The sequence below is a fragment of the Novacetimonas hansenii JCM 7643 genome (assembly GCF_000964405.1).
Classification (GTDB): domain Bacteria; phylum Pseudomonadota; class Alphaproteobacteria; order Acetobacterales; family Acetobacteraceae; genus Novacetimonas; species Novacetimonas hansenii.
Genome location: NZ_BANE01000011.1, coordinates 1 through 24,932, shown reverse-complemented (window position 1 = coordinate 24,932; position 24,932 = coordinate 1). Strand labels below are relative to the sequence as shown.

Here is a 24,932-nt window from a genome sequence, read left to right as displayed (position 1 = left end):
AAGCGTGCAAGGCAGGGTGACGGAGATGCGCGGTGTTCAGGTGGTCTGCGGGGGAACCGCCTGTGGTCCTGCTTTCTGTCCAGATATTGGAGGCGTGGTGTCCTTCAGGCGGATATCCAGTGCCGAAGCCCCGGGTACGTTAGCCAGAAGATTGATGTTGCTGGGTGTTGGGAATTTTATTCCTTCCTTGTTCATTCTGACTGCAAGCCTGCTGTAATAAGCACGATAGACCGTCCATTTCGATCCGGGCGTCGTGCGGAAAGCCCCAAGGAAATTGGCCCCGTTGCCATCGGCCTGCTCGATCCCGAGGAAGGAGAATTCCGTCAGGATCAGGTGTCCGTAGCGCGTGGTTTTGCGCAGTTCTTCGAGTTCTTCATGCAGGATCGTGGCAACACGCTGCGGGTCTTCGCTCAGGTCGATCATGAAATTCGTGACCACAAGGTTATAATCGCGTGATGTATTGGCGATGGAGGAGACTTCGGAAAATGGGATGATATGCAGGTCTCCATTGACCGAACGCAGGCGCAACGTGCGGATCGACAGATGTTCGACGGTGCCGGAAATACCGCTTGCCGTAACCCAATCCCCCACCTGCACCGCATTTTCCGCCAGCATGAAGAACCCGGTGATGAAGTCCTTGACCAGGCTCTGCGCGCCAAAGGCGATGGCCGCGCCCATGATCCCCGCCCCTGTCAGCAGTGGAGCAACATTGATCCCGATCTGCGACAGTGTGGTCACTGCCACAATGATAACAATGATCGCCAGTAGCACCGTCTTGATAATGGGCAGGACGGTGCGCAGGCGACTGGCGCGGCCTTCCTGTGCGGTGGCATCGAAATGGTCGATCTGTTTCTGAAGTGCCGCATTGACGCCTTCCCATACGATGATCGCAATCGTGTAGGCGACAAGAACCGTCAGGAGTGCGGCAATGATCTTGGTTCCAAGCCGTCCATGCAGGAAAAAATGGATGGCCGGCAGCCCCAGGGATTGCAGGAAAAGCACCATGGTCACGAAAGAAAGCAGGAAAGCCAGTGTTTTGCGCGCAATGGGGTAATAATGGTTCACGCGTGCCTGTAGGCCGGGGTAGCGTGCCTCCAGAGTGGGAGAGATATGAAATAGACGATTTTGCAGGTTATAGGCCAATAATGAAAACAGCCGCGACAGGATGATGACAAGTGTCGTCAGGATGACCGTGCGGATGATCCATTCATATCCCCCGCTGATATGTGTTGCCCAGATCAGCCATAATGCGAAGTTGAAGAACATCGCCGGGACCCACCACAGATAGACGATCCGCCCCATGAACATCCAGAATGGCTGTTTGCGCAGACGTTCGGACGGTTGCAGGGCGGCCGCCACATGCATGCGTACCCGCCATGTAAAAATTGCTACAAGCACGTGTTCCACCAGGACCACAGTGCGAATGATCGCTTCTGTCCCACGTGCGGGCATGTCAAATACGCCACCAAGCGTGGACAGGCAGACCACAACCGAAGGAGCCGCCACAAGGAAATTGAGCCAGCGCGTCACCATGAAGGCCGTCTGGTCGGAGGCGTTGCACAGGCGGATGGCGGGCGAATGCGGAACGAAAAGCGTTTCCATCAGCAGATACACTACGCGCGCGACGACATAGGCGTTTGTTAGTGTGATCGTGACAAGTGCCGCCTGGTGCGTCGTGGTCAGAAGGGAGGCAAAAGCGTAACCCAATGCAAGGAACAGCCCCACCGGTAGCAGTTTTATCAAAAGATGCAGAAGGGAATATGGCACGCGCGCCAGCAGGCGTAATGTGGCGTGCTGCGCCTGTGCATCCTGTTGCTGGGCCTGTTGTGCATCCATATCATTCATGGCCTGTGGGGTGGCCGGGGATGCCGTCATGGCAAGGCGATGTTCGGTAGCAATGGCACGTGCCGTAACACTTTTGAGCGGGCGACGTAGCAGGAGGGAGATGACATGTTCTGCCATCAGGGCAATCAGCAGGATAAACGTCGCCCGTCCCACTGCATCAAGCATGATGCCGCGTGATTGCTGGTCGGTGAATACCGTGTGTGTCCAGTGCGCAACAAAGACAAGGTCCCCAAACAGGGCGACGAAATGCTGGGCCTGCACCAGCAGGCGATCGCGCAGGGACGACATGTCCTGCACAAAGTCGCTACCCAGGCTATCGGGTTGGACGGAAAGGGTATCCGTAGCGGTGGGCGAGGGGGATGCATGGTGAGGGGAGGATGGGGGCGGCAACTGGGATACAAGGGCAGAGAGCGTATTTTCAAACGCAGCCCGCTTTTCAGGGTCGTTGATGACCGACAATACCTGTTGCGCCTGCTCACGGCTAATGCCGGGGGCAGAAGCACCGTTATCGAGACCAGGGGCAGTGTCCTGCGCATGGGCGACACCATGGAGGCCCGCAAGTGAAAGCAGCAGGATCGCCATGATGGCGATGTGCAGGATCATGGGCGTAAGGACGCCCTGTATTATCGATGTCCGTTGCAACCGATTGACGGAGGCCCCATCCTGACAAGCAATATCCATAGAATGACGCATCTTCCACGTTCCGTCCCGACAGCAAGGTTCAGCCTGTCCGTGGACATAAATGCGGGCCTTCATTCAGCGTGCCACACAGGCGGCATGCGTTATCGCAGAGATGGGCTGTAAACCGCATGCCTGAAAATGCTAGCCTGATATGCAATAAATTATTTTATTTTCCTGATTGTGGGATGGTATTTATTTCCTATCTCAATAGGTATTTTACCTATATATAATTAAAAATTAAATATATATTATATATAAAATTTAATTACCGCGCCTGATTTTGGATATGCTTCCCCTGCCAGTCCTGGGTGGTGATTGGGATGGTGCGGTGTTGGTATTCTCCCCCTCGGTAGAAAGTATGTGCATATAGGGAAAGCGACTGGCAGGACTTTCGCCTTCTGGACCGGGTCTGATATGTGGTCATGCGATATTATTCACCTTGATGGCTGATTCTCAGGCGGATGAAAGCTCATATATTGACAAAAAAAGTTATTTTTTACAGTCCCCTGTAGCCGGATTTGATCCTTATTCCCGGCGCAGGCATGAAATATTCTGTGTCTGGAATAATAAAAACCGTGCATTTGAAAGCGCCTTGATTTATGTAAGGCCCACGGCTGAACTTTTCTGCCACGGTAAAGCTACTATGTGTCCAATCGGCACTGTTCGGTTTCTCCGCAAATGAAGGGTTTTAATCCATGCAAGGTCGCATGGCTGCCGGGTTATATAGGAGTCCTGTCATGGCTACAGGCACAGTTAAATGGTTCAACGCCCAAAAGGGTTTTGGCTTTCTTGAGGCGGATGACGGCACAGCAGACGTTTTCGTCCATATTAGCGCCGTGGAGCGCGCAGGCCTGCATGGTCTGAACGAAGGTCAGAAAGTGTCCTACGAACTGGAAACAGGTCGTAATGGCAAGACGTCGGCAGCAAACCTGCAGGTTGTCTGATTGCCATGGGAAAAAGGGGTGCTCTGGCGCCCCTTTTTTGTGCCTGTTGTAATAATATATAAGTAGTGTTGAATAAGCACAGATTTGATGCAGATGTGCTTGCTGTCAAGTTTTCTATTGGCACTATCCTCCTGATACATACTGGCTGTGATGTTGGTGTCTTACGTTTTTTTGGGTCAAGACATCCAATCTGGAAGCCCTGAATTGGCGTGTATGCGATATCTTTGTGTATCGTGTCACTTCTATTGTAATCGACAGATTATTTCAGGGTATTGTAAAATTTATTCGAAAATATCTGTTGCTTGCTAAGGGGTAAGTAGATCGTTTGCCGAAATCCGCATAAGCGTGATTTCCCTTATGGTGATATATTTTATGTGGGGCAGGAATACCTTGGATAAAATAGTATATCCGGTCGGTTCCTGCTGGTATTGGGAGGATCAGGCAACAGGCTGCCTGAATGAAGAAAATCAGTAAGCTATTGGAATTATAAATTACCTTAAATTATATGAAATTATTTCAAAAACAAGGTAATATATAAAATATTTTCTTATGAATTCCATTGTTTTCAAATCATCTTCATAGAGGTGCAGATACCATCCGAAGATGGCAGGGGAAAGTCCTGACTAAATAATAAATAGAAAATGGTCTGAAACCCTCCTATTTCATATATTTATGCAGTATAAAAAATCAGGAATTCCATTTTGTAAAAAGCGATGCCCTGGAATGATCCTTTCCCATTTAAAGGCGGGAGAAATGATCTCCCGCCTTGGCTGGATCATTTCCCCTGCGGTTCGGCAGGGAGTGCCATTGGTGATGCAGGGACACGCAGTGCGCGCATGGCCATAGAACAGCCCAGCGTCACGACAATATTTATTACAAGTGCCAGCAGGCCAGTGGAGACGGCAACCGTCATCGTGCCCGTGCCAATCGTGTGTAGTGGCTTCAACCCGTCAAGCCAGCATAACCACAACCCAACAACCGACCCGATGACCCACCCCGCGATCAATGCGGGCGCAGGCATACGCAGTGGCAGCAATCCCAGTACCAGCGCCGGGAAAGTTTGCAGGATTATCACTCCGCCCAGAAGCTGCAGGTCGATTGCAAATTTGGCGTTCAGGAACAGGACACACAGCAATGCGCCTACCTTGATGCCAAAGCCTGCCATCCGTGCCCCTGCAACCGAATTCTTATGACCGGTCAGGATATTGTGCATAATCAGGTTGGCTGCGCCAATCGCCATGACTGATGCGGGCACCAGTGCCCCGATGGCGATGGCGGCAAAGCAGAACCCTGCAAACCATGACGGGAAGATCGCAAGGAAAAGCTGCGGCACAACCTGAGAGGATGAGGAGGTCACGATACCCGCCGCATGTGCCATCAGGCCAAGCATGGCGATCAGGCCCAGCACAATTGTATAGATCGGCAGGAAGACAGCGTTCTGCCGGATGGTATCGGCGGATTTTGCCGCAAGGATACCAGTCAGTGTGTGGGGATATAAGAATGCGGCAAAGGCGGAGGAAAGGGCCAGCGATGCGTAAGGAATGACCTGAGATGATGATAGCGGTTGCCCGTTTGTTGTTGCAGGCAGGTGCTGCGCCGCAACAGAAAACATGTGTCCATATCCGCCCAGATACATCGGCACGATCGTAACGGCGGCAAGGACCGCGATATAGATCATGACATCTTTGATGAATGCCGTCAGGGCGGGCGCATGCAGACCCCCAAGCCATGTATAGGCTGCAAGAGAGACAAAGGCGAAGACCAATGGCAGGGTGCCGGAAAAACCCAGCGCCTCGATTACGGTGCGGATGCCGATCAATTGCAGCGCGATGTAAGGCAGGACTGCGACCAGGCCGCTCAGGGCGATGGCAAGTTCCAGAGTGCGGCTGTTGAAACGTGCACGCACCACGTCTGCCGCCGTGGAATGGCCGCCATTACGCGCGATCGTCCACAGTCGTGGCATGACGGCGAAAATGAACGGATAGACGATGATGGTATAAGGCAGGGCGAAAAAGCCATAGGCCCCGGTTGAATAGACAAGGGCAGGAACGGCGATGACCGTATAGGCGGTATAGAAATCCCCCCCGACCAGGAACCATGTGATCCATGGGCCAAATGCGCGACCACCAAGGCCCCATTCATCGTTTCCCCCCGTGGTGGGACGTGTCCGCCCCCGCTGCAGCAGTGGGCGCCACAGGCGCACGGTGGTGCCGATTACGATGGTGGCGACGAAAAAGAAGATGAAAACGCCAATTCCGGCCGCGCCGGGTAAGGGTGTCGTATTCATGAGCGTTTCCCCGTTTTCCATGCGCACCAGATCAGCACCGAGGTGACGGGCACCCATGCCAGTTGATACCAGTAAAAAAATGGGAAACCGAACAGAACCGGGTCCGTTCGGTTATATAGTGGAACCCATAACAGGCCCACGAAAGGGAGGAGAAGCAAACAGGCTTGTTTCATGCTGACCGTCTTTTTTGTTTTTAGTGGCCGTGCAAAAACATCTGAAAAATGCTTATGGATGTCAAGTATTAATGTTTATATTTAAGTAATTATAATAAAATTACGATATAAATTGTGCGTCGCACAATGTCTGCATTACATTGGGATATGAAAAATACAGGCTCAGATACGGCTTTCCCATCCACTGCCTAGCGCGACATGCAGGTCAACCGTCCGGTGGAGCCAGTCAATATGGGCGCATAATTCAGTATCCTCAGCCCGCAGGGCGGACTGCTCTGTTTCCAGAACGTTCAGAAGATCTGAAATCCCGGCCTCGTAAAGTCTGCGGCTGCGCAGGTTGGCAAGACGGCTTTGCAATGCCGCCTGATGCAGCAGGTGTACATGGGTTTTCTTGCCATTCCATGCGACGATGGCGTCCTCTACCTCCCGCAGGGCGGTCAGGATCTGCTGATGGTAATGCAGTCGCCCTGCTTCGGCGATGGCCTGTGCCGACCTTACCCGTGCCTGCTGCTGTCCCCCATGCCCAAGAGGCAGTGATGTCATGGCAAGCGCCTGCCACGCCTGCGCCCCGGCCGCAAACAGTTGTGAAACGGTGGAGGCGTTGGGTGTATATGTCAGCGGGATTACGATATTCGGATACATACCGGCCACCTCGGTCCCGATATCATCCGTTGCCTGGGCATAGATCCGTTCCGCCCGGCGTATGTCGGGCCGATGTCGTAGCAGGCGGACCGGCAATGTCCGTGGGGCAGGCGGCACGCGTGGCAATGGCACGGTGGTGATCAGTTCCGCGCGCAATGTGCCCGGAATATGCCCGACCAGGATTTCCAGTGTATGTATGCTCTGGCTGATCGTCTTGCACAGTGCCGCGCGTTGTGACTGTTGTGTGTGGAGCAGCGATGCCGTCTGTGCGACATGCAGCGTATTGCCCACCCCGGCTTGTTGAAGGCGTATGGCGCGGTCATATAGATGTCCGGCCGTGACGATATGCTGATTGATGATGTCCAGGCGGTGTTGCGTGCCCCGTAATGTCATATAGTTGCGTGCCACCTCCGCAAGCACAGTCAGCATGATGGCGTGCCGGTTTTCCTGTGCCTGTTCAACGGCCCGGTCGCGGGCATCAACCTGGTGGCGTATGCGTCCAAACAGGTCGATCTGCCAGCTTGCTCCAAATCCGTAAGACAGCAAAGAGGCGTGTGGATCACGCGGCAGGTCATCCACATGCGGCATGGAATTCGACAGGCTTGTCGATTTCATCAGGTCGCCATTAAGGCTGCTGAAATCAATCTGGGGATACCATTGTGATGCCTCAATATCACGCAGCGCATGGGCAATCAGGACACGTTGCGCCGTGGCACGGATATCGTGATTGTAATCAAAGGCAAGCGAGACCAGGCGATCAAGGATGGGATCATGGAACTGTTGCCACCACTGGACCAGTTCCTGTGGACGGAAATCCGGGTCGCGGGCGTCATCTTCGTGATAATGCGCGGGTAGGAAAGCGTGTTCCGGGTGATAGTGGGGACCAACGGAACATGCACCAAGCAGGGTTGTCATGACAAAGGCAAGAATCAGGGGCGCAAAGAAGGCGCGATTCCAGAATTTTATTTTCCCTGCACTGAAACTTTCCATAAAAAAGTTATATACGGGAATATATTTCCTGTCTTTTTCTGGTTTATGTCAAATATTTGTCTGATTTTATCCTGTTGTGTTTAATTTGTGACAAAATGTGCCCATGAATGAAAAAAGTTAAAGATGGTCATAAAATCTCTGGTGACGGAGTCATGCATAAAATATCAAGGAGTGTCGCCTTTTGGGATTGGGGCGACACATCAGGAAATTTATTGTAAATCAAATTATTGTTTTTAATAGACACTTACAGGTTTGCGATTACTTTCAGGCCGACGAGTGCTGCGTTGGGGATGTGGCGGGTTTCACCTGGATGGATCATGTATTCAAACTCAGGTTGGACCAGGACGCCGGGGGCGGCGTCGATTGCGTAATAGGCCTCGATGATATGCGAACTGGTCTGTGGTCCGCGCACGGCGGCGCCGAGGGAATAGCCAGCATTCTGGATCATGATCTGGCCTTCTTCCTTGCGATGGCTGACATGATACCATGAATACATGATACCCAGCCGGTCCGTCATGCGTGACGGGATGACCGCCGCGAATGACAGGCCGCCATATGCTTCATCCGCAATGGATGTCACATGCGGGGTATTATGGATATATCCCGCCATCAGGTATCCACCTGCCATCTGGTTGCGCCCACCCCGGCGATAGATCATCTGGTCGCCTTCAAACCAGAACATATCCATCGGGGCAGAACGTTGCCGCCCGGCCTGGGCGCGCAGGGCGGCAGGCAGGCTGACACCGATCTGATCGGGATAACGTGTGGTGTCATGGGCATAACCAAGGACATAATGTCCCGGCAGGCGGTTGCGTGTCAGGAACGGCTGCCACGTGAATTCGACCGGCAGCATCAGGCCGGTCGCGGGTTCGCTGCCCCATGCCCAGCCGCTGGGATTGCTGGCGAGGGGACTGACCTCATATGCGCCAAACTGGATTGCTGTATCGCGTGTGGGGCGCAGGCGCAGGCGTGACCCCCAGGTGGCCTTGGGATAGACGCTGAAGCCTGGATCGAGTTTCAGGGCGACAGGGGCGGAACATGTCACCATGAATGAACACAGTAATGGCGAAGTTGCGAACACATGTGTCAGCGCCATACGTCCGAACGTGATGTCGAGGTGATTGTTCAGCAGCTTTTTTTCCGCATAGAAATCAACCAGATGTGCGACCATATGTCCCGACAGGCCGTAAAACTCCTGCAGGTTGACGTAATATTCCCCCACCCGGTCATGGCTGACGGCACGGCCGGCGCGTTCCATGACCAATGTGTGGACTGACCATCCCGTCAGGTTCGCCATCTTTTCAAGGTCGAAGTTGACCTGCCCGGTCAATTCATGGACATAACTCATTCCACGCTGCACACCGCCATCAATGACGCCCATAGCCTCCCCCTTGTAGGTAAAAGCAAAGCTGACACCGTGGTTAAGCAGTGTGGACCTCACTCCCTTGAGTTGCGGGACAAGGTGGCCGGTGCCTGCCGTTGGGACATAATAAGGATCTTCGAGGTCGGTATCACGCAACGCATCAAGCGAGGCCGGAAGCATGCCGGAAGGCCCTTCATGATGGCTGAGCGCATCAAGTTCGATCTTATGGAACGATGTCTTGTCCCCTGGACTGCTGATGGGGGCCACGCTGAGGGGGGCAAGCCCTGCCGTGGGGATCAGTGGCACCCCGCTTGGGGGAATCGGGGTGTTGGGCGGGCGCTGGATGCTGCGTGGGGTGGGGCCGTACTCCTCGGCATTTTCATGCTTTGGTGGTACGGTCGTTGTGATTGGCGCGCGTGATACCGTGGTATCTGTAATTGGCTGTGACTGTGCGGGATGCGGCAGGGCAATTCCCGCAACTGTTGCCAGGATGGAACATATGAACGCAGGCAGCGCACAGGGCGACCGCGCGAAAGATGTACGGTGTCTTTTGCATGACCATGTCAGTTCTTTTTTTATTATTGTCAGGTTTTATAAGGGATTATGTATGTCCCATATCGCCCCCATTATGCGGGGGCGTGTCATGGTGCGAATACTGCGTTCTCCTTGTTTATTCCAGACGGGGTCTGCCCGGATTGGGTGGGGCAGGACGCAGGGGGGCTGCCCGCGTGGGGCGTGGGAAGGTCCGGGAACTGCAATGAGATGTCAGGCATAGTATTGTTTTTCTTTTTTTATGATTGGATGGGATCGTATCAAAAAAAACACCCCAGTCAAATAAATTAAATATCCTATAAGTTTTTTGCAATGCACAAAAAACATCCCCATGACTTGTGGTATGCTCTGAAAAGACTCTTTTTCGGAAGTAAATGGATAAAGCATCAGGTTTTACTTCAGATGCTTGCAGATGGCATGACGATCACCTGAACAGGTCGTATCGCAACTGTTGCGCGCATGATGGGTTAGCCCGGATAAGGCATGATTTGCAGGGCAGGGAATTGTGATGGCCAATCCGCTTAATCCACGTTTGCGCGAAGGTTCTCCTTATCCCCGTGGGGCGACATGGGATGGGAAAGGCGTCAATTTTGCCCTCTTTTCCGCCCATGCCCATAAGGTGGAACTCTGTCTGTTTGATGAACGTGGGGAAAAGGAAGTCGAACGGATTACCCTGCCGGAATATACCGACCAGATCTTTCATGGCTGGGTCGCTGATGTGCGCCCGGGACAGTTCTATGGGTATCGCGTGTATGGGCCGTACGAGCCGGACGTGGGGCATCGCTTCAACCCGAACAAGTTGCTGCTCGATCCATATGCACGTGCGCATCTGGGGGATCTGAAATGGGATGAGGCACTTTTTGGTTATACAATCGGGCACCGTGATGCGGACCTTAGTTTCGATACCCGCGACAGTGCCCCCTTTGTTCCGAAATGTGTGGTCATAGATCCGAATTTCGACTGGCGTGGACAATCGGGACGCAATCCGCTTCCATGGGACCAGACGGTTATTTATGAAGCCCATGTCAAGGGATATACGAAAAAGCATCCACTTGTTCCCGAGGGGCTGCGCGGGACCTATGCCGCGATGGCGGTGCGTGAGGTGCTGGAATATATAAAATCCCTTGGCGTAACGTCAGTCGAGCTTTTGCCTGTACACAGTTTCATCAGTGACGATCATCTCCTGAAGAAAGGGTTGTGCAATTACTGGGGGTACAACACCATAGGTTTTTTTGCACCTGATCCCCGATATGCATCTGACCGTGCGCAATCCTTGCGGGAGTTCAAGGAAATGGTCTCGCAGATTCATGATGCCGGGTTGGAGGTCATACTTGATGTCGTCTACAACCACACTGCCGAAGGTAACGAACTTGGCCCGACATTATCGTTCCGGGGGATCGACAATGTTTCGTACTACCGCCTTGTTACAGATCGGCCACGATATTATGTGAATGATACGGGCACGGGAAATACCGTCAACCTGTCGCACCGGCGTGTCATACAGATGGTGACAGACAGCCTGCGTTATTGGGCTGATGAAATGCATGTCGATGGTTTTCGCTTTGACCTTGGGACCATATTGGCGCGTGAACCCAATGGTTTTGACAATCAGTCCGGTTTTCTCAAATCCTGTTCACAGGATCCGACGCTGGAGACGGTCAAGATGATTGCCGAACCATGGGATTGTGGCCCCGGCGGATACCAGGTGGGGGCATTCCCGCCCGGCTGGGCCGAATGGAACGACCGGTTTCGCGATGATGTCCGCGAATACTGGAAAGGTACGCAATTGGCAAGCCGTCTGTCCCCGCGCCTTCTTGGCAGCCCGGACCTGTTTGACCATCAGGGGCGCAAGCCATGGTCGTGCGTCAATTTCATTACGGCCCATGACGGGTTCACGCTTAATGACTGCGTTTCGTACAATGACAAGCATAACGATGCAAACGCAGAGGAGAACCGCGACGGTTCATCGGACAATAATTCCAGCAATTATGGCGTGGAAGGCCCCACGTCCGATCCGCAGATCCTTGGCATCAGGGAACGCCAGATGCGCAACATGCTGGCGACCCTGCTGTTGTCACAGGGAACGCCGATGCTTCTGGCGGGCGATGAATTCGGACGCACACAGCAGGGGAACAATAATGCCTATTGTCAGGATAACGATATTTCGTGGGTGGACTGGTCGCTTCTGGAACGTAACGGGGCGCTTGTACGGTTTGTTTCGTATCTTGCCGCATTGCGCAGGCGGTTTCCCATCCTGCGGCGTGGGCGGTTTCTGACAGAAGCCTATAACAGCGAACTGGATATAAAGGAGCTGACATGGGTTAATGCATCGGGCAATGAAATGGTCGTTGCTGACTGGGATGTGACACGCTGCCTTGGCCTGATGCTGGATGGACGGGCACGCAGGACCGGGCTCATGAAGCGCGGGGAAGATGCGACCCTGCTGCTGGTGTTCAATTCATGGCATGAAGATGTGCAGTTCGTTCTGCCATCCGTATCGGAACAGCACTGGCGCGTGTTGCTGGATACGCATGTGACGCAGCCGGAGGAAGACAAGGAACCGGTCTTTACAGCCGGTGCTTCCTATTGCGTGGTGGCGCGTTCGGTTCTGCTGTTTGAACTTGTGTAAATTCATTTCAGAAAACGGAATGTATGTCGTGGTTATTCTTCTGAAAATGTAAATATTCAGATGGTTCTGTCGCCTTCATGCTGGAAAAACAGCGTGCCCAATGGGGGCAGCGACACCGTAACGGAACAGGCATGCCCATGCGCGGCATCGGGACATGCCTGTATGGCGCCGTAATTCCCCATATTCGAACCGCCATACAGGCTGGCATCGGTATTGAGGATTTCCCGCCATGTTCCCGCATGTGGTACGCCAATACGGTATCCATGACGGGGCACGGGGGTCATGTTGCACACGATCATGACCATGGGGCCATGTGCTGCCTGGCGCGCCCATGCAAAGACCGAGTTTTCGCGGTCATCGCCGATCAGCCACACGAATCCTTCGGGCCAGCTGTCCCATAAATGAAGCGCAGGACAGGTGCGGTACAGGTGGTTGAGGTCCTGGACAAGGCGGCGGACACCATTTCCTTCGGGCGTTTCCATTTGCTGCCATGCAAGCTGTGCCGCGTGGTTCCATTCCTCCTGCTGCGCCAGTTCACCCCCCATGAACAGCAGTTTCTTACCCGGATGGCCCCACATGAATGCAAGATATGCGCGCAGGTTGGCATGTTTTTGCCATGTATCACCGGGCATACGCCGCAGGAGGGAGCCTTTGCCATGCACGACTTCGTCATGGGAAAGGGGAAGGATGAAATGTTCCGAAAACCCATAAAGCAGCCCGAACGTCATTTCATTATGATGATAACGCCGGTACATCGGGTCATGTCCCATATAATCCAGTGTATCGTGCATCCACCCCATGTTCCATTTGAAGGTAAAGCCAAGGCCGCCCTCGCTTACCGCGCGTGTGACGCCCGGCCATTGGGTTGATTCCTCTGCAATCGTGATCGCCCCGGGGCAACGCACGGCGATTGTTGCGTTCAGGTGACGTAGAAAAGCAATGGTTTCAAGGTTTTCACGCCCGCCGTAAATATTGGGTACCCATGCGCCGGGATCACGGCTGTAATCGCGATACAGCATGGAGGCCACGGCATCCACACGCAGGGCGTCGATATGATACTGGCGCAGCCAGAACAGGGCGCTGGCGATCAGGAAGCCACTGACTTCGCGCCGCCCGTTGTTATAGATCAGCGTGTTCCAGTCAGGATGATATCCTTCGCGTGGGTCCGCATGTTCATAAAGGGCGCTGCCATCAAAGCGTGCCAGTCCATGCGGGTCTGTGGGAAAATGTGCAGGCACCCAGTCCAGGATGATGCCAACCCCCGCCATGTGGCAGGCATTGACGAACCGGGCGAAGTGATCAGGGGGACCAAACCGGGCGGATGGCGCGAACAGGCCAAGCGGCTGGTATCCCCATGATCCGCCAAAGGGATATTCCGCGATTGGCAACAGTTCGATATGGGTGAACCCCATTTCCAGCACATAGGGCAGTAATGTCAGGCGCAGTTCATCCCAGTTCACATGTCCTGCCTGTGTATGACGCCATGAACCTGCATGGACCTCGTAAATGCTGACAGGGGCTGCGATGTCCTGTCGTGCGCCGCGGGTGCGCATCCATGCGTCGTCCGACCAGTCGAAATCTATGGACGGCACAACGATGGAGGCCGTAGCAGGCGCGACTTCTGCGGCGAAAGCCAGCGGATCGGCCTTCAACGGCAGTAAGCGTCCCTGTGCGTCGCATATCTCGAACTTATAGGCTTCGCCCGCGCCGATCCGCGGGATGAACAGTTCCCATATCCCATGGTCATGGCGCAGCCGCATGGGATGGCGGCGACCGTCCCACATATTGAAATTTCCCACGACCGAGACATGGCGCGCATTGGGTGCCCAAACGGCAAAGCGCACGCCTGCGACGCCATCAATATCCATGACATGCGCGCCCAGAACGCGATACAGGTCCTGATGTTCGCCATGGGAAATCAGGTGAAGGTCGAAATCCCCCAAAAGCGGGCCAAAGGCATAGGCGTCCTCGGTCTCCTGCATGCCACTGTCCCATGCCACACGCAGGCGATAGGGGGTGCCGGTGGGAATATGGCCGATGAAGACGCCGCCGGGGTGGGCCTGTTCCATCGGCCATTGTGTCAGATGTGCGTGACGGCCCGTTGCGCGCGCGGGGGCGGCATTGATAAGTGTGACCGTCCGGGCGCCGGGCATGAAAACGCGGATGATGTCATCTCCATCGCCGCAATGTCGGCCGAGGAATGCAAAAGGATCATCCAGTCGCCCCGCCACCAGGGCCGCAAGCCTGCCGTCGGCATCATGCCCGGTGCAAAGGGTGGGAAGATGCTGCGTCATGGCCGTTTTTCCTGTGCCGCGGCAGGGGCGGGCGGTGTTGAGAGGAAACGGTGTACCGCCGCTATGGGCATGCCGATCCATGCCGGGCGGTTGCGGGCGCCTTATCGGCATGCCGGGTTCCCATAGGAAGCGGGGCAATCGGTCGATAGGCTCAGAACGGCGAAACCCGGCAAAAGAACCGGATGGGGCAGGGGAAATGCGATAACAAATCTGTGTGCATGCGCATGGGGTGTGCAGCAGGGAATGGCGCGATCCTATGTACGCACGTCCTTTTATGGTCCCGATACATCAGAAAAATTTCAGGTATCTTTCAAAAATCATGAGACCCGAAATCATGTGATTGTCCCTGTCAGGGGATCATGCGCAAAGAGACATCATCAGTCGATGGTGCCGTCCACCATGATAAAGGGTTCGCCGCGCGAACAGGTTTCGACACGTGCATGAATGCCATAGGTCTGTTGCAAAAGTTCGGGCGAAATGACCGTGCGGGTGGGGCCGGCGGCAATCAGGCGCCCATCGCGCATAACAATGGCGTCATCGGTCATGCGTGCGGCGATATTAAGGTCATGCAGCACGACCATCGTTACAAGACCCCGTGTGATGGTTGCCTGATGTATGATCTTCATGACCGAAAACTGGTGATGCAGGTCCAGCGCACTGAGCGGTTCATCAAGCAGCAGGGCATCGGGATGTCGTCCCATCGCCTGCGCCAGCCCTACAAGTTGCCTCTGCCCGCCGGACAGTTCGTCCATGTAGCGCATGGCGAGGTCTTCGATCCCGAAGGTGGCGAGTATTTCAAGGGCTTCGTCAATGATGTTTGTATCGGCCATCCCAGGCATGCCGTTGACGTGATGCGCGGCGATCAGGGATTCCAGAACCTGAAGGTGAACCGGAGCGGGCAGCGCCTGCGGCAGATAGATGCAATGGCGGGTGCGCTGCGCCAGCGGTATGCGCGACAGTTCCATACCGTTTAACGTAATGATCGCGGGTGATGGCACGATCCCCGCAACCGCGCGCAGGAATGTTGATTTCCCGCTGCCGTTCGGCCCAAGCAGGGCGCATACCCGGCCGCGTGGAAACAGGGCGGGATTGAGGTCATGCAGCACGGTACGGCGGGCGTAATTCACGCTGACGTGCCGCGCACGCAATCCGGTTTCGGTCATGACAAGCCCTGCCGGCGTAATACGATCGTCAGGAAAAAGGGAATCCCCACCAAGGCCGTGACAATGCCGGTGGGAATGATGACACCAGGGATGATGTTGCGCGCCGCGACGGAGGAAAGCGACATGATAAGGCACCCCACAAGCATGCTGCCCGGCAGGTAGAAACGATGATCCTCACCCAGCAGCCGGCGTGCGATATGCGGCGCGACCAGCCCGATGAAACCGATCGTCCCGACAAAGGAGACCGCCAGCGCGGACAGGATGCTGATACGCAGCAGGGCCGCGCGCCGTACGCGCGGGATATCAACCCCAAGGCTTGCCGCACGTTCTTCGCCCATGCGCAGTACAGTCAGCCGCCATGCCGCACGAAATGACAGCGGCGCGATCAGGATACATGCCGTGGCAAGGATGCCGATCTTGGGCCATGTTGCACGCGTCAGGCTGCCCATCGTCCAGAACACGAGATCCTGCAGCGCGTCTTCGCTGGCGATGAACTGCAGGAGGGAGACAAGGGCGTGAAACATGAACACCAGCGCGATGCCGAAAAGGACAACCGTTCCCGTGCCTGACCCACGCAGGCGCGACACAAGGTCGAGCAGGAATACCGACCCGATGGAGAAAAGGAACGCATCGGTGGAAATGATCCATGTTTCCGGCACGCCGGGGATATGCCATTGCAGGATGATCGCAAGTGACGCCCCGAACGCCGCTGCCGCGGATACGCCCAGCGTGAAGGGGCTGGCCAGCGGGTTGGCAAGGATAGTCTGCATTTCCGCCCCTGACAGGCCCAGGGCCGCGCCCACGCATATCGCCATCAGGGCATAAGGCAGGCGGATCTGCCAGACGATGACGTTTTCGCCCGCAGGGGCATCACCGGGATGCAGCAGGATATGCAGCAGCCGCGTGGGCGACAGTCCTGACGGGCCAAGTGCGAAATCCAGTGTCACGGAACATATGATCAGCCCCATGATCACCGCCATGACCATCATGCGCCGCCGTAGCAGCGCGCGATAAAGGATATGAATATCCCCCACGTCCATGCCGCGTTTCATGATGGGGGTGGGGGGGATGCTGTTCATGCGGTGGTGGCCTCAGGGCGTGATCCAGAATGTGCCTGTCTGGGGAACCGGCAGGAAATGTTCATAAAGCTCTTTTTGTGTCCGTTCAGGGTCGACATCCGCAAAAAGGTCAGGATGGAACCACTTCGCCATCACTTCCACCGCCAGAATATTGTAAGGGGAGTCATAGAAAGCGTGCCACAGGCCATAGGCATGACCATCGGTCACGGCCCGCAGGGTGGAGATGCCAGGACGGTCTTCCACCATCTTGAGCGAAGAGCGCGCAAGTTCGGGCGAAACATCGGCCCCCATACGCAGGCCGGGTCCCGCTGCCTTTGGCCCTTTGGTGCCATCGGCGATATAGATGTCGGGATCAGATGCAATCACTTTTTCCAGCGCGATATCCCCAATATAGCCGGGCAGGAGGGGGGCTGCGATATTGCGGCCGCCCGCGGCCTCGATAAAGGCGCCCATATTGCCTTTGCCCGCAGTGTGGCAGCAGCTTTCACGCATTGCCGCCAACATTTCGATAAAGACCTTCGGGCGTTGCTGCGCCGGGATGGTGGCGACTGTTCTGGTGATGCGTGTGAGGTGGGATTGATAAAAATCGGTATATTCCCGCGCTTCGGCTTCACGGTTCAGGACAGTGCCGAGGATGCGCATGGACGGTATGGTATCACGTAGGGGATCGGCCCGGAAATCTACGAACACCACAGGCACGTGCGCGGCCGTCAACTGGTTGACAAGTTCGCTGGAGGCGCCGGGACCGTGGCCGGAAACCGTCAGGATGGCAAGGTCGGGATGCAGGTCAAGCACCTTCTCAGGGCTGACGGTATCGGCCGTGGTCTTGCCGATCAGCGCGATCCTGGCGGCAGCAGGGAAACGCGCGACGTACTGGTCATAACTCTGCGTGTCCGCGCCACGGAATTCCCCTTGCCAGCCGACGATGCGATCGAACAGGTGTTCGCGTTCCAGTGGGGCAAGCGCATAGACCAGCCGCCCTTCGCCAAGGATGATCCGGTGTACGTCATGTGGAATTTCAACGGTCCGGCCCGCCATATCGGTGATGGTGGTGGCGTGCGCCTGCACGCCACACAGGCCGCCCAGCAAAGGCATGGCCGCGAGGAGAGCCGTCATCAGGCGCCTGCATCGATGGGAATTTCGTTTCATGCCGGTTTTCCTGCCTTGTGCTGTCCCGCAATCATCATATGCACGGGGATTTCATAGCCGGACGTGGTGATAATGATAATTGTTATCATTGTCAATTTGTGCAGGGTGATGACAGGGGGGAATGTCAGTGCCCCGATGGGGGAAGGTCGTTGTGGACATCATGCGATCATGAAAAATTTCTGGGAACAGTTGTCTGAAATATTCATGAAGTAGTTTTTTGGAGATGAATTTTTATAATGAATATTTTGTTCCATTTTTGTTTTTAAACCGGAAATTTTTTCTTTATCCGTGAATATTTTGAGATTTTATATCTCCAGAGTCCGTGCCTCTTGCGGTCGCGGGTTTCCCAGCATGTCCCTGTCATGCAGGTGCTGTCATACTATCCTGATCGGTATTTATTCCGGTTTTTACGTCGATGCTGCACATTGTAGATAGGGGCGGAATGCGCAACATGTGCGATCGGTGCGGAAGGTGAACGGCGATGGAAAGAATGATGGCATGAGGCAGGTTATACGTAATGCGGCCAGGGGGCTGGATCGGTATTTTGCCATCACGCGACGTGGTTCGACGCTGGGAACGGAAATCGTGGCCGGTGTGACAACCTTTGGTGCCGTGGCCTATATCATGGCGGTTAACCCGGCGATCCTGTCGATGGCGGGGCTGGACCATCATGACATGATCATGACGACCATCGTGGCTTCCATATGCGGGACGCTGTTGATGGCGCTGATGGCAAACCTGCCGATCGCGCTTGCCCCGGCGATGAGCAGCAATATCATCTTTGCGCAGGTCGTCGTAATGCATATGGGGATCAGCCCGGCGGTTGCCTTTGCGATGGTATTCCTCGGTGGGATCGTTTTCGTGCTGTTGGCGCTGACCTCCTGGCGTCAGAAAATCATCGATGGTTTTCCCGAACCGGTCGTATGTGGCATCCGTTGCGCCATTGGCGCGTTCATCGTGCGGATTGGCATGACAACCGGCGGTCTGGCTGTGCCCGCGCATGATGGTTTCGCCTTTGGCCTGTTGCGGGAACCATCTGTGGAGCTTGCGCTGGGTGGGTTGGCGCTGGCGCTGGTGCTGTCATACCTGCGGGTGCCTGCGGCGATGTTGGTGTCGATTGTCGTGATAAGCTGTGCGGGCCTGTTTGTGCATGGACCTGACGGCAGGTTGCTGACGCGGCTTCCCGCGCATATGTCCGATTGGCCGCATTATCCCTATCACCTGCTGTTCGCGTTTGATTTCCATGGCTTTGTCGCGAATATCCTCGTCCTGTTTCCTGTTACCGTATATTTTTTCCTCAGTGATTTTTTCGATGCGACGGGAACGATGATGGCGGTGACCCAGCGCGCCACACAGGGGGCGGATGGTGCGCCCCTTCCGCTGGGGCGCAAGGCGTTTTGCGCCGACGGGGCCGCCAGTGTGATTGGTGCCAGTCTCGGGACCAGTACGGTTTCGGCCTATCTGGAATCCCTTGTGGGGGTAGAGGCAGGGGGCCGGACCGGACTGTGCGCCGTGGTCGTCGCGGTGCTGTTCGCGCTGTCGTCATTTTTCTGGCCGCTGATTACCGCCATTCCCGCTGTTGCTACCGCGCCGGTTCTGATTGTTGTCGGGGTGGGTATGTTATCCACGCTGGTGTCACCCCAGACACAGGCCCTTGATGACCTGACATCCCCGCTGCTGATGGTGGTGATTACCCTTATGACCGGGAATTTCATGCTTGCGCTGGCTTGTGGCCTGCTGCTTCACACCATCCTGATTGTGGGGCGGCGGCAATGGCGGCGGCTGACGCCCATGCTTGTGGGGCTGGATATCGTGTTTGTCATTTTCCTGTGTCTTGAAAGTGGTCTCCAGCGTTAGAATTTTTTTAAATTCAATATGTTATTATGAATTCGTATCTAAAGGATCCCTATATCAAAATCTGGCCCCGTCGATATTCAGGATTTCCCTTAATTCATAGATGCGGATGTTTCACTGAACGTCATGTCACAAGACGGGGGATGGGAATCAAACAGTAGGAGCTGAGAGCACAGTGCAATGGCGACGGATTGCACCTCTGCGTCCAGATGAAGTTGAGGATGCAGGCGGCCATAAGGTGGATAGACGCCTGTTTGTGAATGGCTGCCTCTGTATTTTACGCTCTGGTGTGCATTGGACGGAAGTGCCGGAGCAGTATGGCAAATGGGAGACCGTACATCGTCGCTTCAGCCGATAGTGTCATGACGGGGCTGGGGCAAGATTTTTGAGACGCTGATGTCTGATACGGTTATCATACAGACCCATCAGCAGGCAGCGAACGAAAAAGGCATCAGGCGCTGGAGCATTCCCGAGGAAGCCTGAAGGCCAAGGTGCATATGCGGGCCGATATGTGATCGGCCGGTCCCCATATCTTCCGGTTGTGTCCGCCCCTTACCAACCATGGCCTGTGGCACGGATGACATGGATAGAGATCAGGGACGTATCATGGGATCAGAAGTCGTCTTCTGTCATGAAACCATGGGACAGCAGCAGGCGTGATGTCGCATGCCATGCTTCACGTGCGGCATCGTGATTGTTGCACATTTCCGCCTGTACCATCGCCCCGTCAAGCAGCATGCACAGCGTACGCCCCAGAGTGGTGGCAGTTTCGATCTCCATCCCGCCAGATTGCAGGAGCTGGCTGAACGCACTGCACATGCTGTCCTTCTGCGCCTGTAGCAACTGCGTGATTTCATCATGCCTGCGGCGGTATTCAGCGGCGGCATGCATGAACATGCATCCGTGGAAATCGTCGCTGTTGAACAGCGCATCATACCAGTCAAAAATGGCCCGGATTTTCGCCAGTGGTGTTTTCTGCGCGTTGATCGCCTGTGCCAGTTCATCCTCAATATGGTGAATATGCGTGGCGATCGCTTCTGACACCAGCGTGTCCTTGGTGGGGAAATGGCGGAAAACCGTGGCCTTGGTTACGCCTGCATGGACCCGTATCGCATCCACGCTGACGGTCTGATAACCGATACGGTTGAACAGCCATTGCGCGGCGTGAAGTACCTTGGTGCGCTTTCCCTGGCGGGACCCATCGGAGTAAGCGGTGGTTGGCATGAACGGTTATGCCTCATGTCGATTTGGTGCATTACAAAGTCACCTTTATAAAGCATATTTCATAGGTTGGTAGTTCATTTTATGGTGTAGCGCCGAATTGTGATGGAGCTTTATGCCATCCGGTCCATCGTCCCGCGCAAAGAGGGGCGAATTCATATGGATGGGGGTAATTTATTTTACTTTCCGAACAAAATGGAGCGTGCCAGTAATGAAGCGCCGCCCATACTGCTGAGCCGGTTTTTTGTGGAGCCTGATCCCAGATCCCCAGAACGGAAAGATTTTTACCTGATGCTTCCCATCCTGCACCGCTCCCGTCGTTTCCTCCACAATGCCTGTAGTTCCATGGCGCTGCTTGCGGCGCTCTGCGCCCCGGCGCTTGCCGATACGCCGTCCGTTCCGCTGATGCCGCGTCCCCAGTCCGTATCCCTGTCGGGACAGGATGTCGCGATCGCGGGGGGCGTTCGCATCGAATGGGCTGGTACCCCTTCACCGATGCTGCGCCGCGCGGCAGCGCGTTTTTCCAGCCGCCTTGCCCAGGTCGCCGGGGCTCCCGTATCTGGTGGTGCGCCGGTTGTGCTGCATATTTCCAGCCGATCCGACCCCGCTTATCTAAGTGTGCAGGAACGTGAACATTATACCCTGAACGTTACAGCGCAGAACGGGATCCGCCTTGATGCAGATGGCCCTGCTGGTGTGCTGCACGGGCTTGCGACGCTGTTGCAGCTTGTGGTGCGCACACCCCAGGGCCCGGTCATGCGCGAGGCCACGATCGACGATGCCCCGCGTTTCGCATGGCGTGGCATCATGATCGACGTGTCGCGTCACTTCATGTCGGTGGAGACGATCCAGCGGCAGCTTGATGCCATGGAACTGACAAAGCTCAATGTCCTGCACTGGCATCTGAGTGACGGGACCGGATTCCGGGTCGAAAGCCTGCGTTTCCCCCGCCTGCACCAGGTGGGAGGGCATAATCAGTATTATACGCAGGCACAGGTGCGCGCGATTGTGGCCTATGCTGCGGATCGTGGCATCCGCATCGTGCCGGAATTCGACGTGCCGGGGCATACGCTGTCGATCCTTGAGGCCTATCCCGAACTCGCGGCCCAGCATGTTCCGTCCGCCGAGGAACGTCAGTCCCCCTGTTCGATCACCATCAATACGGTCAAGACCAAGGCGATCTGTAACAAGGTCTATAATCTGAACAATGCGGCGTTCGATCCGACCAAGCCGCAGACGCTGAAATTCGCCACCGAACTTTATGCGGAAATGGGCCGTCTGTTTCCCGACCGTTATTTCCATTCGGGTGGGGACGAAGTATCGCCCAAGCAGTGGAACGACAATCCTGCCATCCTCGCTTATATGAAACAGCATGGCTATGCCGATGCCCCTGCGCTACAGGCTGCGTTCACCGCGCAGGTGGAACGTGCCCTTGCACGGCAGGGCAAGATCATGATGGGCTGGGATGAAGTCAGCGAGGCCCCGATCCCCCGTGACGTGGTGGTCGAGACGTGGCGCGGTTCAAAATGGATCGGGTCGGCAACGCAGGCGGGGCATCCGGTTGTTGTGTCTTCTGGCTATTATCTTGACCTGCTCAATCCTTCGTCAGAGCATTACAAGGTCGATCCGTATGACCCCAGGGCTGTCGGGCTTTCGCCAGAGGAAGTTGCGCGCGCCCGGCCCAAGCAGGGGCCGATGATCGACGCCTTTGCGCTGGACCCGGATGCAAAACCATTGGATGCCGCGCAACAGAAGCTGGTTCTGGGCGGAGAGGCCCCGTTGTGGAGTGAGATCGTTTCCGATGAAATGGTCGATGCACGTCTGTGGCCGCGCTCGGCCGCGATTGCCGAACGGTTCTGGTCTGATGCTTCGGTGCGTGATGTGGCGGATATGGAACGCCGCCTGCCTGTGATCCAGAACGAGCTTGAAGCAACGGGCCTGCAGGCCAGCGCGCATGAAAACGCGATGATCGCACGCCTGACACCGGGCAATGTCGGCCCGCTGACGGTGCTGACATCGGTAACAAATCCCGTGCGTAATTACGCCATGAACCGGCTGGCGTCCCATAGTGGCGATGCCATGCTCAACGCCCCGGGGGCTATTGCCGCGCCGGACAGCTTTGCTGCGATGAAGTTCAACGATATGGCGGCGCGCTATGTCGCGGGTGAAAAGGAGCTTGCCGCTCCACTGAAGCAGATGCTGGATCTGTATCTGGCCAATGATGCCGGATATGCTGCCGTTGCCACAACGCCATTGTTGCAAGATGCCCGCCCCGTGTCGCAGCAGCTTGCGGCGGTGGCACGTGTCGGGCTGGAGGCGATCAGGAAGCATCGCAGCCATGGCCGCCACTGGCACAGGCGCGTCAACAAGCTGCTTGCAACGCAGGATGCCACCTTTGCCGCCTGTGCAACGGCCGTTGCCTCCTACACGCATGAACTTCCGCCTTCGGGCCTTCTGATCGCCATCCTGCCAGGTGTGCATGCGTTGGTGAATCACGCCCATTGATCCAATAATTCCAGGTCAGAAAAGGAAGGTTCCATGAAGCTGTCACGCAGGGACGTCATGGGGGGCGGGATCGCCCTGTGTGGGGGCGTATTTATGGGAATTCATGGCGCGATTGCGAAAAGCGACGTTTGTAGCAGTATGGTTTCCCATAACGTCGTGACTGGTTTCGAAGGGCTGCGCGCCGGTCATTATGAGGTCCTGCGCGGGCGCAAGGTGGGGTTGGTTGCCAATCCCACCAGCGTGGGCCGCAACCTGCACCATATTGCCGACATCATGCATGCCGATGGTGGGGTTGACCTTCAGGCCATATTCGGACCAGAGCACGGTTTCCGTGGTTCCGCCCCTGCCGGATCGTCAGAAGAAAAGGCCCGTGACCCAAATACCGGTGTCATGGTCTATGATATTTATGACGTCTCTGGCCCCCGGCTTGATGCGATCATCCGCAGTTCTGGTATTGATACGATGGTATTTGATATCCAGGATGTGGGGGCGCGCTTTTATACCTATATCTCCACCCTTTACGATACGATGGCGGCCTGTGCGCGGCTGGGTATCGATTATGTGGTGCTGGATCGGCCCAATCCCATTTCGGGTGTTCGTGTTGGTGGCCCGGTGCTTGACCCGCGCTTTGCTTCTTTTATCGGGCGGCAGGCCATCCCGATCCAGCATGGCATGACAGTCTGCGAACTTGCCAGCCTGTTTAACGCCTGTTTCATTCCCACCATATCCGGTCGGTCCGTAAGGCTGCGAAATATCACCATGACGGGTTGGACGCGAGACATGTTTTTTGACCAGACCGGCCTGCCATGGATTCCACCAAGCCCGAACATGCCAACGTTGCAAACAGCCATTGCATATCCCGGGACGTGCATGTTCGAGGGAACCAACCTGTCGGTTGGTCGGGGCACGGCAATGCCGTTTCTTTATCTTGGCGGGCCAAAGCTGGATGCGACGGCATGGCGTGACCGTATGGAGCAAAGCGGTCTGGCTGGTGTTGCTTTTCGTGAAGTCGCCTTTTCCCCCGCGGCTTTTGTGGATCGGGGGGTAATGGATCATGGGGTGCAGGTAATCATTACCGGGCGTGAACGGTTTGATGCCGTGCGGACGGGGCTGACGCTGCTTTCAACGCTGCGTGATCTGACGGGTGGGGTGCCATGGCGGGGGAAAGATGCACGGACATTCGACCTCATCATGGGTACAGATGCGGTGCGTCATCAACTGGATCAGGGTATGATGCCTGATGCCATTATTCAGTCATGGCAGCCAGGGTTGGTCCAGTTTATGGAAATACGGAAAAAATATATCCTGTATTCCTGAATATGGATCAAGGGATGCGCAGCATGATCGTCGGTATGCCGGCAGACAAAAAAACAAAAACTTTTTGTGCGGATATTTGTCGGTTTTTTTGAACATGACCCATTGATGAGGCATGGGAAATGCGAGGCGTTGCTATAATTTTTTAAATTTTTATTCCAAAGACTTTCATGGAATATTTTCTAAGAGATTGTTTGCAAACGACTCATTGATAAAAAATAAGAAAAGTTTTTGGGTGCCGCCTTTT

16 protein-coding genes are annotated in these 24,932 nt (G+C 55.4%); 6 read left to right on the top strand and 10 right to left on the bottom strand.

Annotated features, from left to right (window positions below; translation table 11 throughout):
• Positions 1-36: 36 nt before the first annotated feature.
• Positions 37-2,448 (bottom strand): mechanosensitive ion channel family protein, encoded by a 2,412-nt coding sequence (locus B7G66_RS00880; RefSeq protein ID WP_003619361.1) that lies wholly within the window; start codon positions 2,446-2,448, stop codon positions 37-39.
• A gap of 815 nt (positions 2,449-3,263) precedes the next feature.
• Between B7G66_RS00880 and B7G66_RS00875 the strand changes: the two genes are divergently transcribed.
• On the top strand, positions 3,264-3,470 hold the full coding sequence (locus B7G66_RS00875; RefSeq protein ID WP_003619363.1) for a cold-shock protein: 207 nt from the start codon (positions 3,264-3,266) through the stop codon (positions 3,468-3,470).
• A gap of 775 nt (positions 3,471-4,245) precedes the next feature.
• Here the strand turns inward: B7G66_RS00875 and B7G66_RS00870 are convergent.
• From B7G66_RS00870 to B7G66_RS00855, 4 genes are all read right to left on the bottom strand, one after another.
• Entirely contained in the window at positions 4,246-5,757 is a 1,512-nt protein-coding gene (locus tag B7G66_RS00870; RefSeq protein WP_040511855.1) for a sodium:solute symporter family protein, read from the bottom strand.
• Positions 5,754-5,930: a DUF3311 domain-containing protein gene (locus B7G66_RS00865; protein ID WP_075595412.1), complete on the bottom strand. Its 177-nt coding sequence runs from the start codon at positions 5,928-5,930 to the stop codon at positions 5,754-5,756. Before B7G66_RS00865 ends, B7G66_RS00870 begins: the two co-directional genes overlap by 4 nt.
• Before the next feature lie 162 nt (positions 5,931-6,092).
• Positions 6,093-7,487 (bottom strand): efflux transporter outer membrane subunit, encoded by a 1,395-nt coding sequence (locus B7G66_RS00860; protein WP_159107936.1) that lies wholly within the window; start codon positions 7,485-7,487, stop codon positions 6,093-6,095.
• A 319-nt stretch (positions 7,488-7,806) separates the two neighbouring features.
• Positions 7,807-9,513 (bottom strand): carbohydrate porin, encoded by a 1,707-nt coding sequence (locus tag B7G66_RS00855; protein ID WP_141312750.1) that lies wholly within the window; start codon positions 9,511-9,513, stop codon positions 7,807-7,809.
• A gap of 472 nt (positions 9,514-9,985) precedes the next feature.
• On the opposite strand from B7G66_RS00855, the gene glgX reads away from it, so the two are divergent.
• Entirely contained in the window at positions 9,986-12,106 is a 2,121-nt protein-coding gene (glgX, locus tag B7G66_RS00850; protein ID WP_003619371.1) for a glycogen debranching protein GlgX, read from the top strand.
• A gap of 56 nt (positions 12,107-12,162) precedes the next feature.
• On the opposite strand, the gene glgB is transcribed toward glgX, so the two are convergent.
• The 4 genes from glgB to B7G66_RS00830 all read right to left on the bottom strand — a co-directional run bounded on the left by glgB (position 12,163) and on the right by B7G66_RS00830 (position 17,791).
• On the bottom strand, positions 12,163-14,400 hold the full coding sequence (glgB, locus tag B7G66_RS00845) for a 1,4-alpha-glucan branching protein GlgB (protein ID WP_003619372.1): 2,238 nt from the start codon (positions 14,398-14,400) through the stop codon (positions 12,163-12,165).
• Between the two features lie 377 nt (positions 14,401-14,777).
• Positions 14,778-15,563 carry an ABC transporter ATP-binding protein gene (locus B7G66_RS00840; RefSeq protein WP_003619373.1) on the bottom strand — a complete coding sequence of 262 codons (786 nt, stop codon included), beginning with the start codon at positions 15,561-15,563 and terminating at the stop codon, positions 14,778-14,780.
• Positions 15,560-16,615, bottom strand: coding sequence for a FecCD family ABC transporter permease (locus tag B7G66_RS00835; protein WP_048858764.1), 1,056 nt, complete (start codon positions 16,613-16,615; stop codon positions 15,560-15,562). Before B7G66_RS00835 ends, B7G66_RS00840 begins: the two co-directional genes overlap by 4 nt.
• Positions 16,616-16,654: 39 nt before the next feature.
• The gene (locus B7G66_RS00830; RefSeq protein ID WP_003619375.1) at positions 16,655-17,791 is read right to left on the bottom strand and encodes an ABC transporter substrate-binding protein; all 1,137 of its coding nucleotides are present in this window, start codon (positions 17,789-17,791) and stop codon (positions 16,655-16,657) included.
• Between the two features lie 498 nt (positions 17,792-18,289).
• On the opposite strand from B7G66_RS00830, the gene B7G66_RS00825 reads away from it, so the two are divergent.
• Positions 18,290-19,648 carry an NCS2 family permease gene (locus tag B7G66_RS00825; protein ID WP_003619378.1) on the top strand — a complete coding sequence of 453 codons (1,359 nt, stop codon included), beginning with the start codon at positions 18,290-18,292 and terminating at the stop codon, positions 19,646-19,648.
• Between the two features lie 172 nt (positions 19,649-19,820).
• The gene (locus tag B7G66_RS19015; RefSeq protein WP_080545433.1) at positions 19,821-20,003 is read left to right on the top strand and encodes a transposase; all 183 of its coding nucleotides are present in this window, start codon (positions 19,821-19,823) and stop codon (positions 20,001-20,003) included.
• Between the two features lie 254 nt (positions 20,004-20,257).
• Here B7G66_RS19015 and B7G66_RS00815 read toward each other — a convergent pair whose 3' ends face one another.
• Positions 20,258-20,869, bottom strand: coding sequence for a TetR/AcrR family transcriptional regulator (locus B7G66_RS00815; RefSeq protein WP_003619384.1), 612 nt, complete (start codon positions 20,867-20,869; stop codon positions 20,258-20,260).
• Positions 20,870-21,157: 288 nt separating this feature from the next.
• On the opposite strand from B7G66_RS00815, the gene B7G66_RS00810 reads away from it, so the two are divergent.
• Positions 21,158-23,371 carry a beta-N-acetylhexosaminidase gene (locus tag B7G66_RS00810; RefSeq protein WP_231106198.1) on the top strand — a complete coding sequence of 738 codons (2,214 nt, stop codon included), beginning with the start codon at positions 21,158-21,160 and terminating at the stop codon, positions 23,369-23,371.
• A 33-nt stretch (positions 23,372-23,404) separates the two neighbouring features.
• Positions 23,405-24,688: a DUF1343 domain-containing protein gene (locus tag B7G66_RS00805; protein ID WP_003619386.1), complete on the top strand. Its 1,284-nt coding sequence runs from the start codon at positions 23,405-23,407 to the stop codon at positions 24,686-24,688.
• Positions 24,689-24,932 lie beyond the last annotated feature (244 nt).

Bases quoted from the DNA above. Each gene is read 5' to 3' on its own strand.
- B7G66_RS00810 (WP_231106198.1), top strand. From the start codon at position 21,158: ATGCTTCCCATCCTGCACCGCTCCCGTCGTTTCCTCCACAATGCCTGT.
- glgX (WP_003619371.1), top strand. From the start codon at position 9,986: ATGGCCAATCCGCTTAATCCACGTTTGCGCGAAGGTTCTCCTTATCCC.
- B7G66_RS00805 (WP_003619386.1), top strand. From the start codon at position 23,405: ATGAAGCTGTCACGCAGGGACGTCATGGGGGGCGGGATCGCCCTGTGT.
- B7G66_RS00835 (WP_048858764.1), bottom strand. From the start codon at position 16,615: ATGAAACGCGGCATGGACGTGGGGGATATTCATATCCTTTATCGCGCG.
- B7G66_RS00830 (WP_003619375.1), bottom strand. From the start codon at position 17,791: ATGAAACGAAATTCCCATCGATGCAGGCGCCTGATGACGGCTCTCCTC.
- B7G66_RS00815 (WP_003619384.1), bottom strand. From the start codon at position 20,869: ATGCCAACCACCGCTTACTCCGATGGGTCCCGCCAGGGAAAGCGCACC.
- B7G66_RS00840 (WP_003619373.1), bottom strand. From the start codon at position 15,563: ATGACCGAAACCGGATTGCGTGCGCGGCACGTCAGCGTGAATTACGCC.
- B7G66_RS00880 (WP_003619361.1), bottom strand. From the start codon at position 2,448: ATGATCCTGCACATCGCCATCATGGCGATCCTGCTGCTTTCACTTGCG.
- B7G66_RS00875 (WP_003619363.1), top strand. From the start codon at position 3,264: ATGGCTACAGGCACAGTTAAATGGTTCAACGCCCAAAAGGGTTTTGGC.
- B7G66_RS00865 (WP_075595412.1), bottom strand. From the start codon at position 5,930: ATGAAACAAGCCTGTTTGCTTCTCCTCCCTTTCGTGGGCCTGTTATGG.
- B7G66_RS00825 (WP_003619378.1), top strand. From the start codon at position 18,290: ATGAGGCAGGTTATACGTAATGCGGCCAGGGGGCTGGATCGGTATTTT.
- B7G66_RS00860 (WP_159107936.1), bottom strand. From the start codon at position 7,487: ATGACAACCCTGCTTGGTGCATGTTCCGTTGGTCCCCACTATCACCCG.
- B7G66_RS00870 (WP_040511855.1), bottom strand. From the start codon at position 5,757: ATGAATACGACACCCTTACCCGGCGCGGCCGGAATTGGCGTTTTCATC.
- glgB (WP_003619372.1), bottom strand. From the start codon at position 14,400: ATGACGCAGCATCTTCCCACCCTTTGCACCGGGCATGATGCCGACGGC.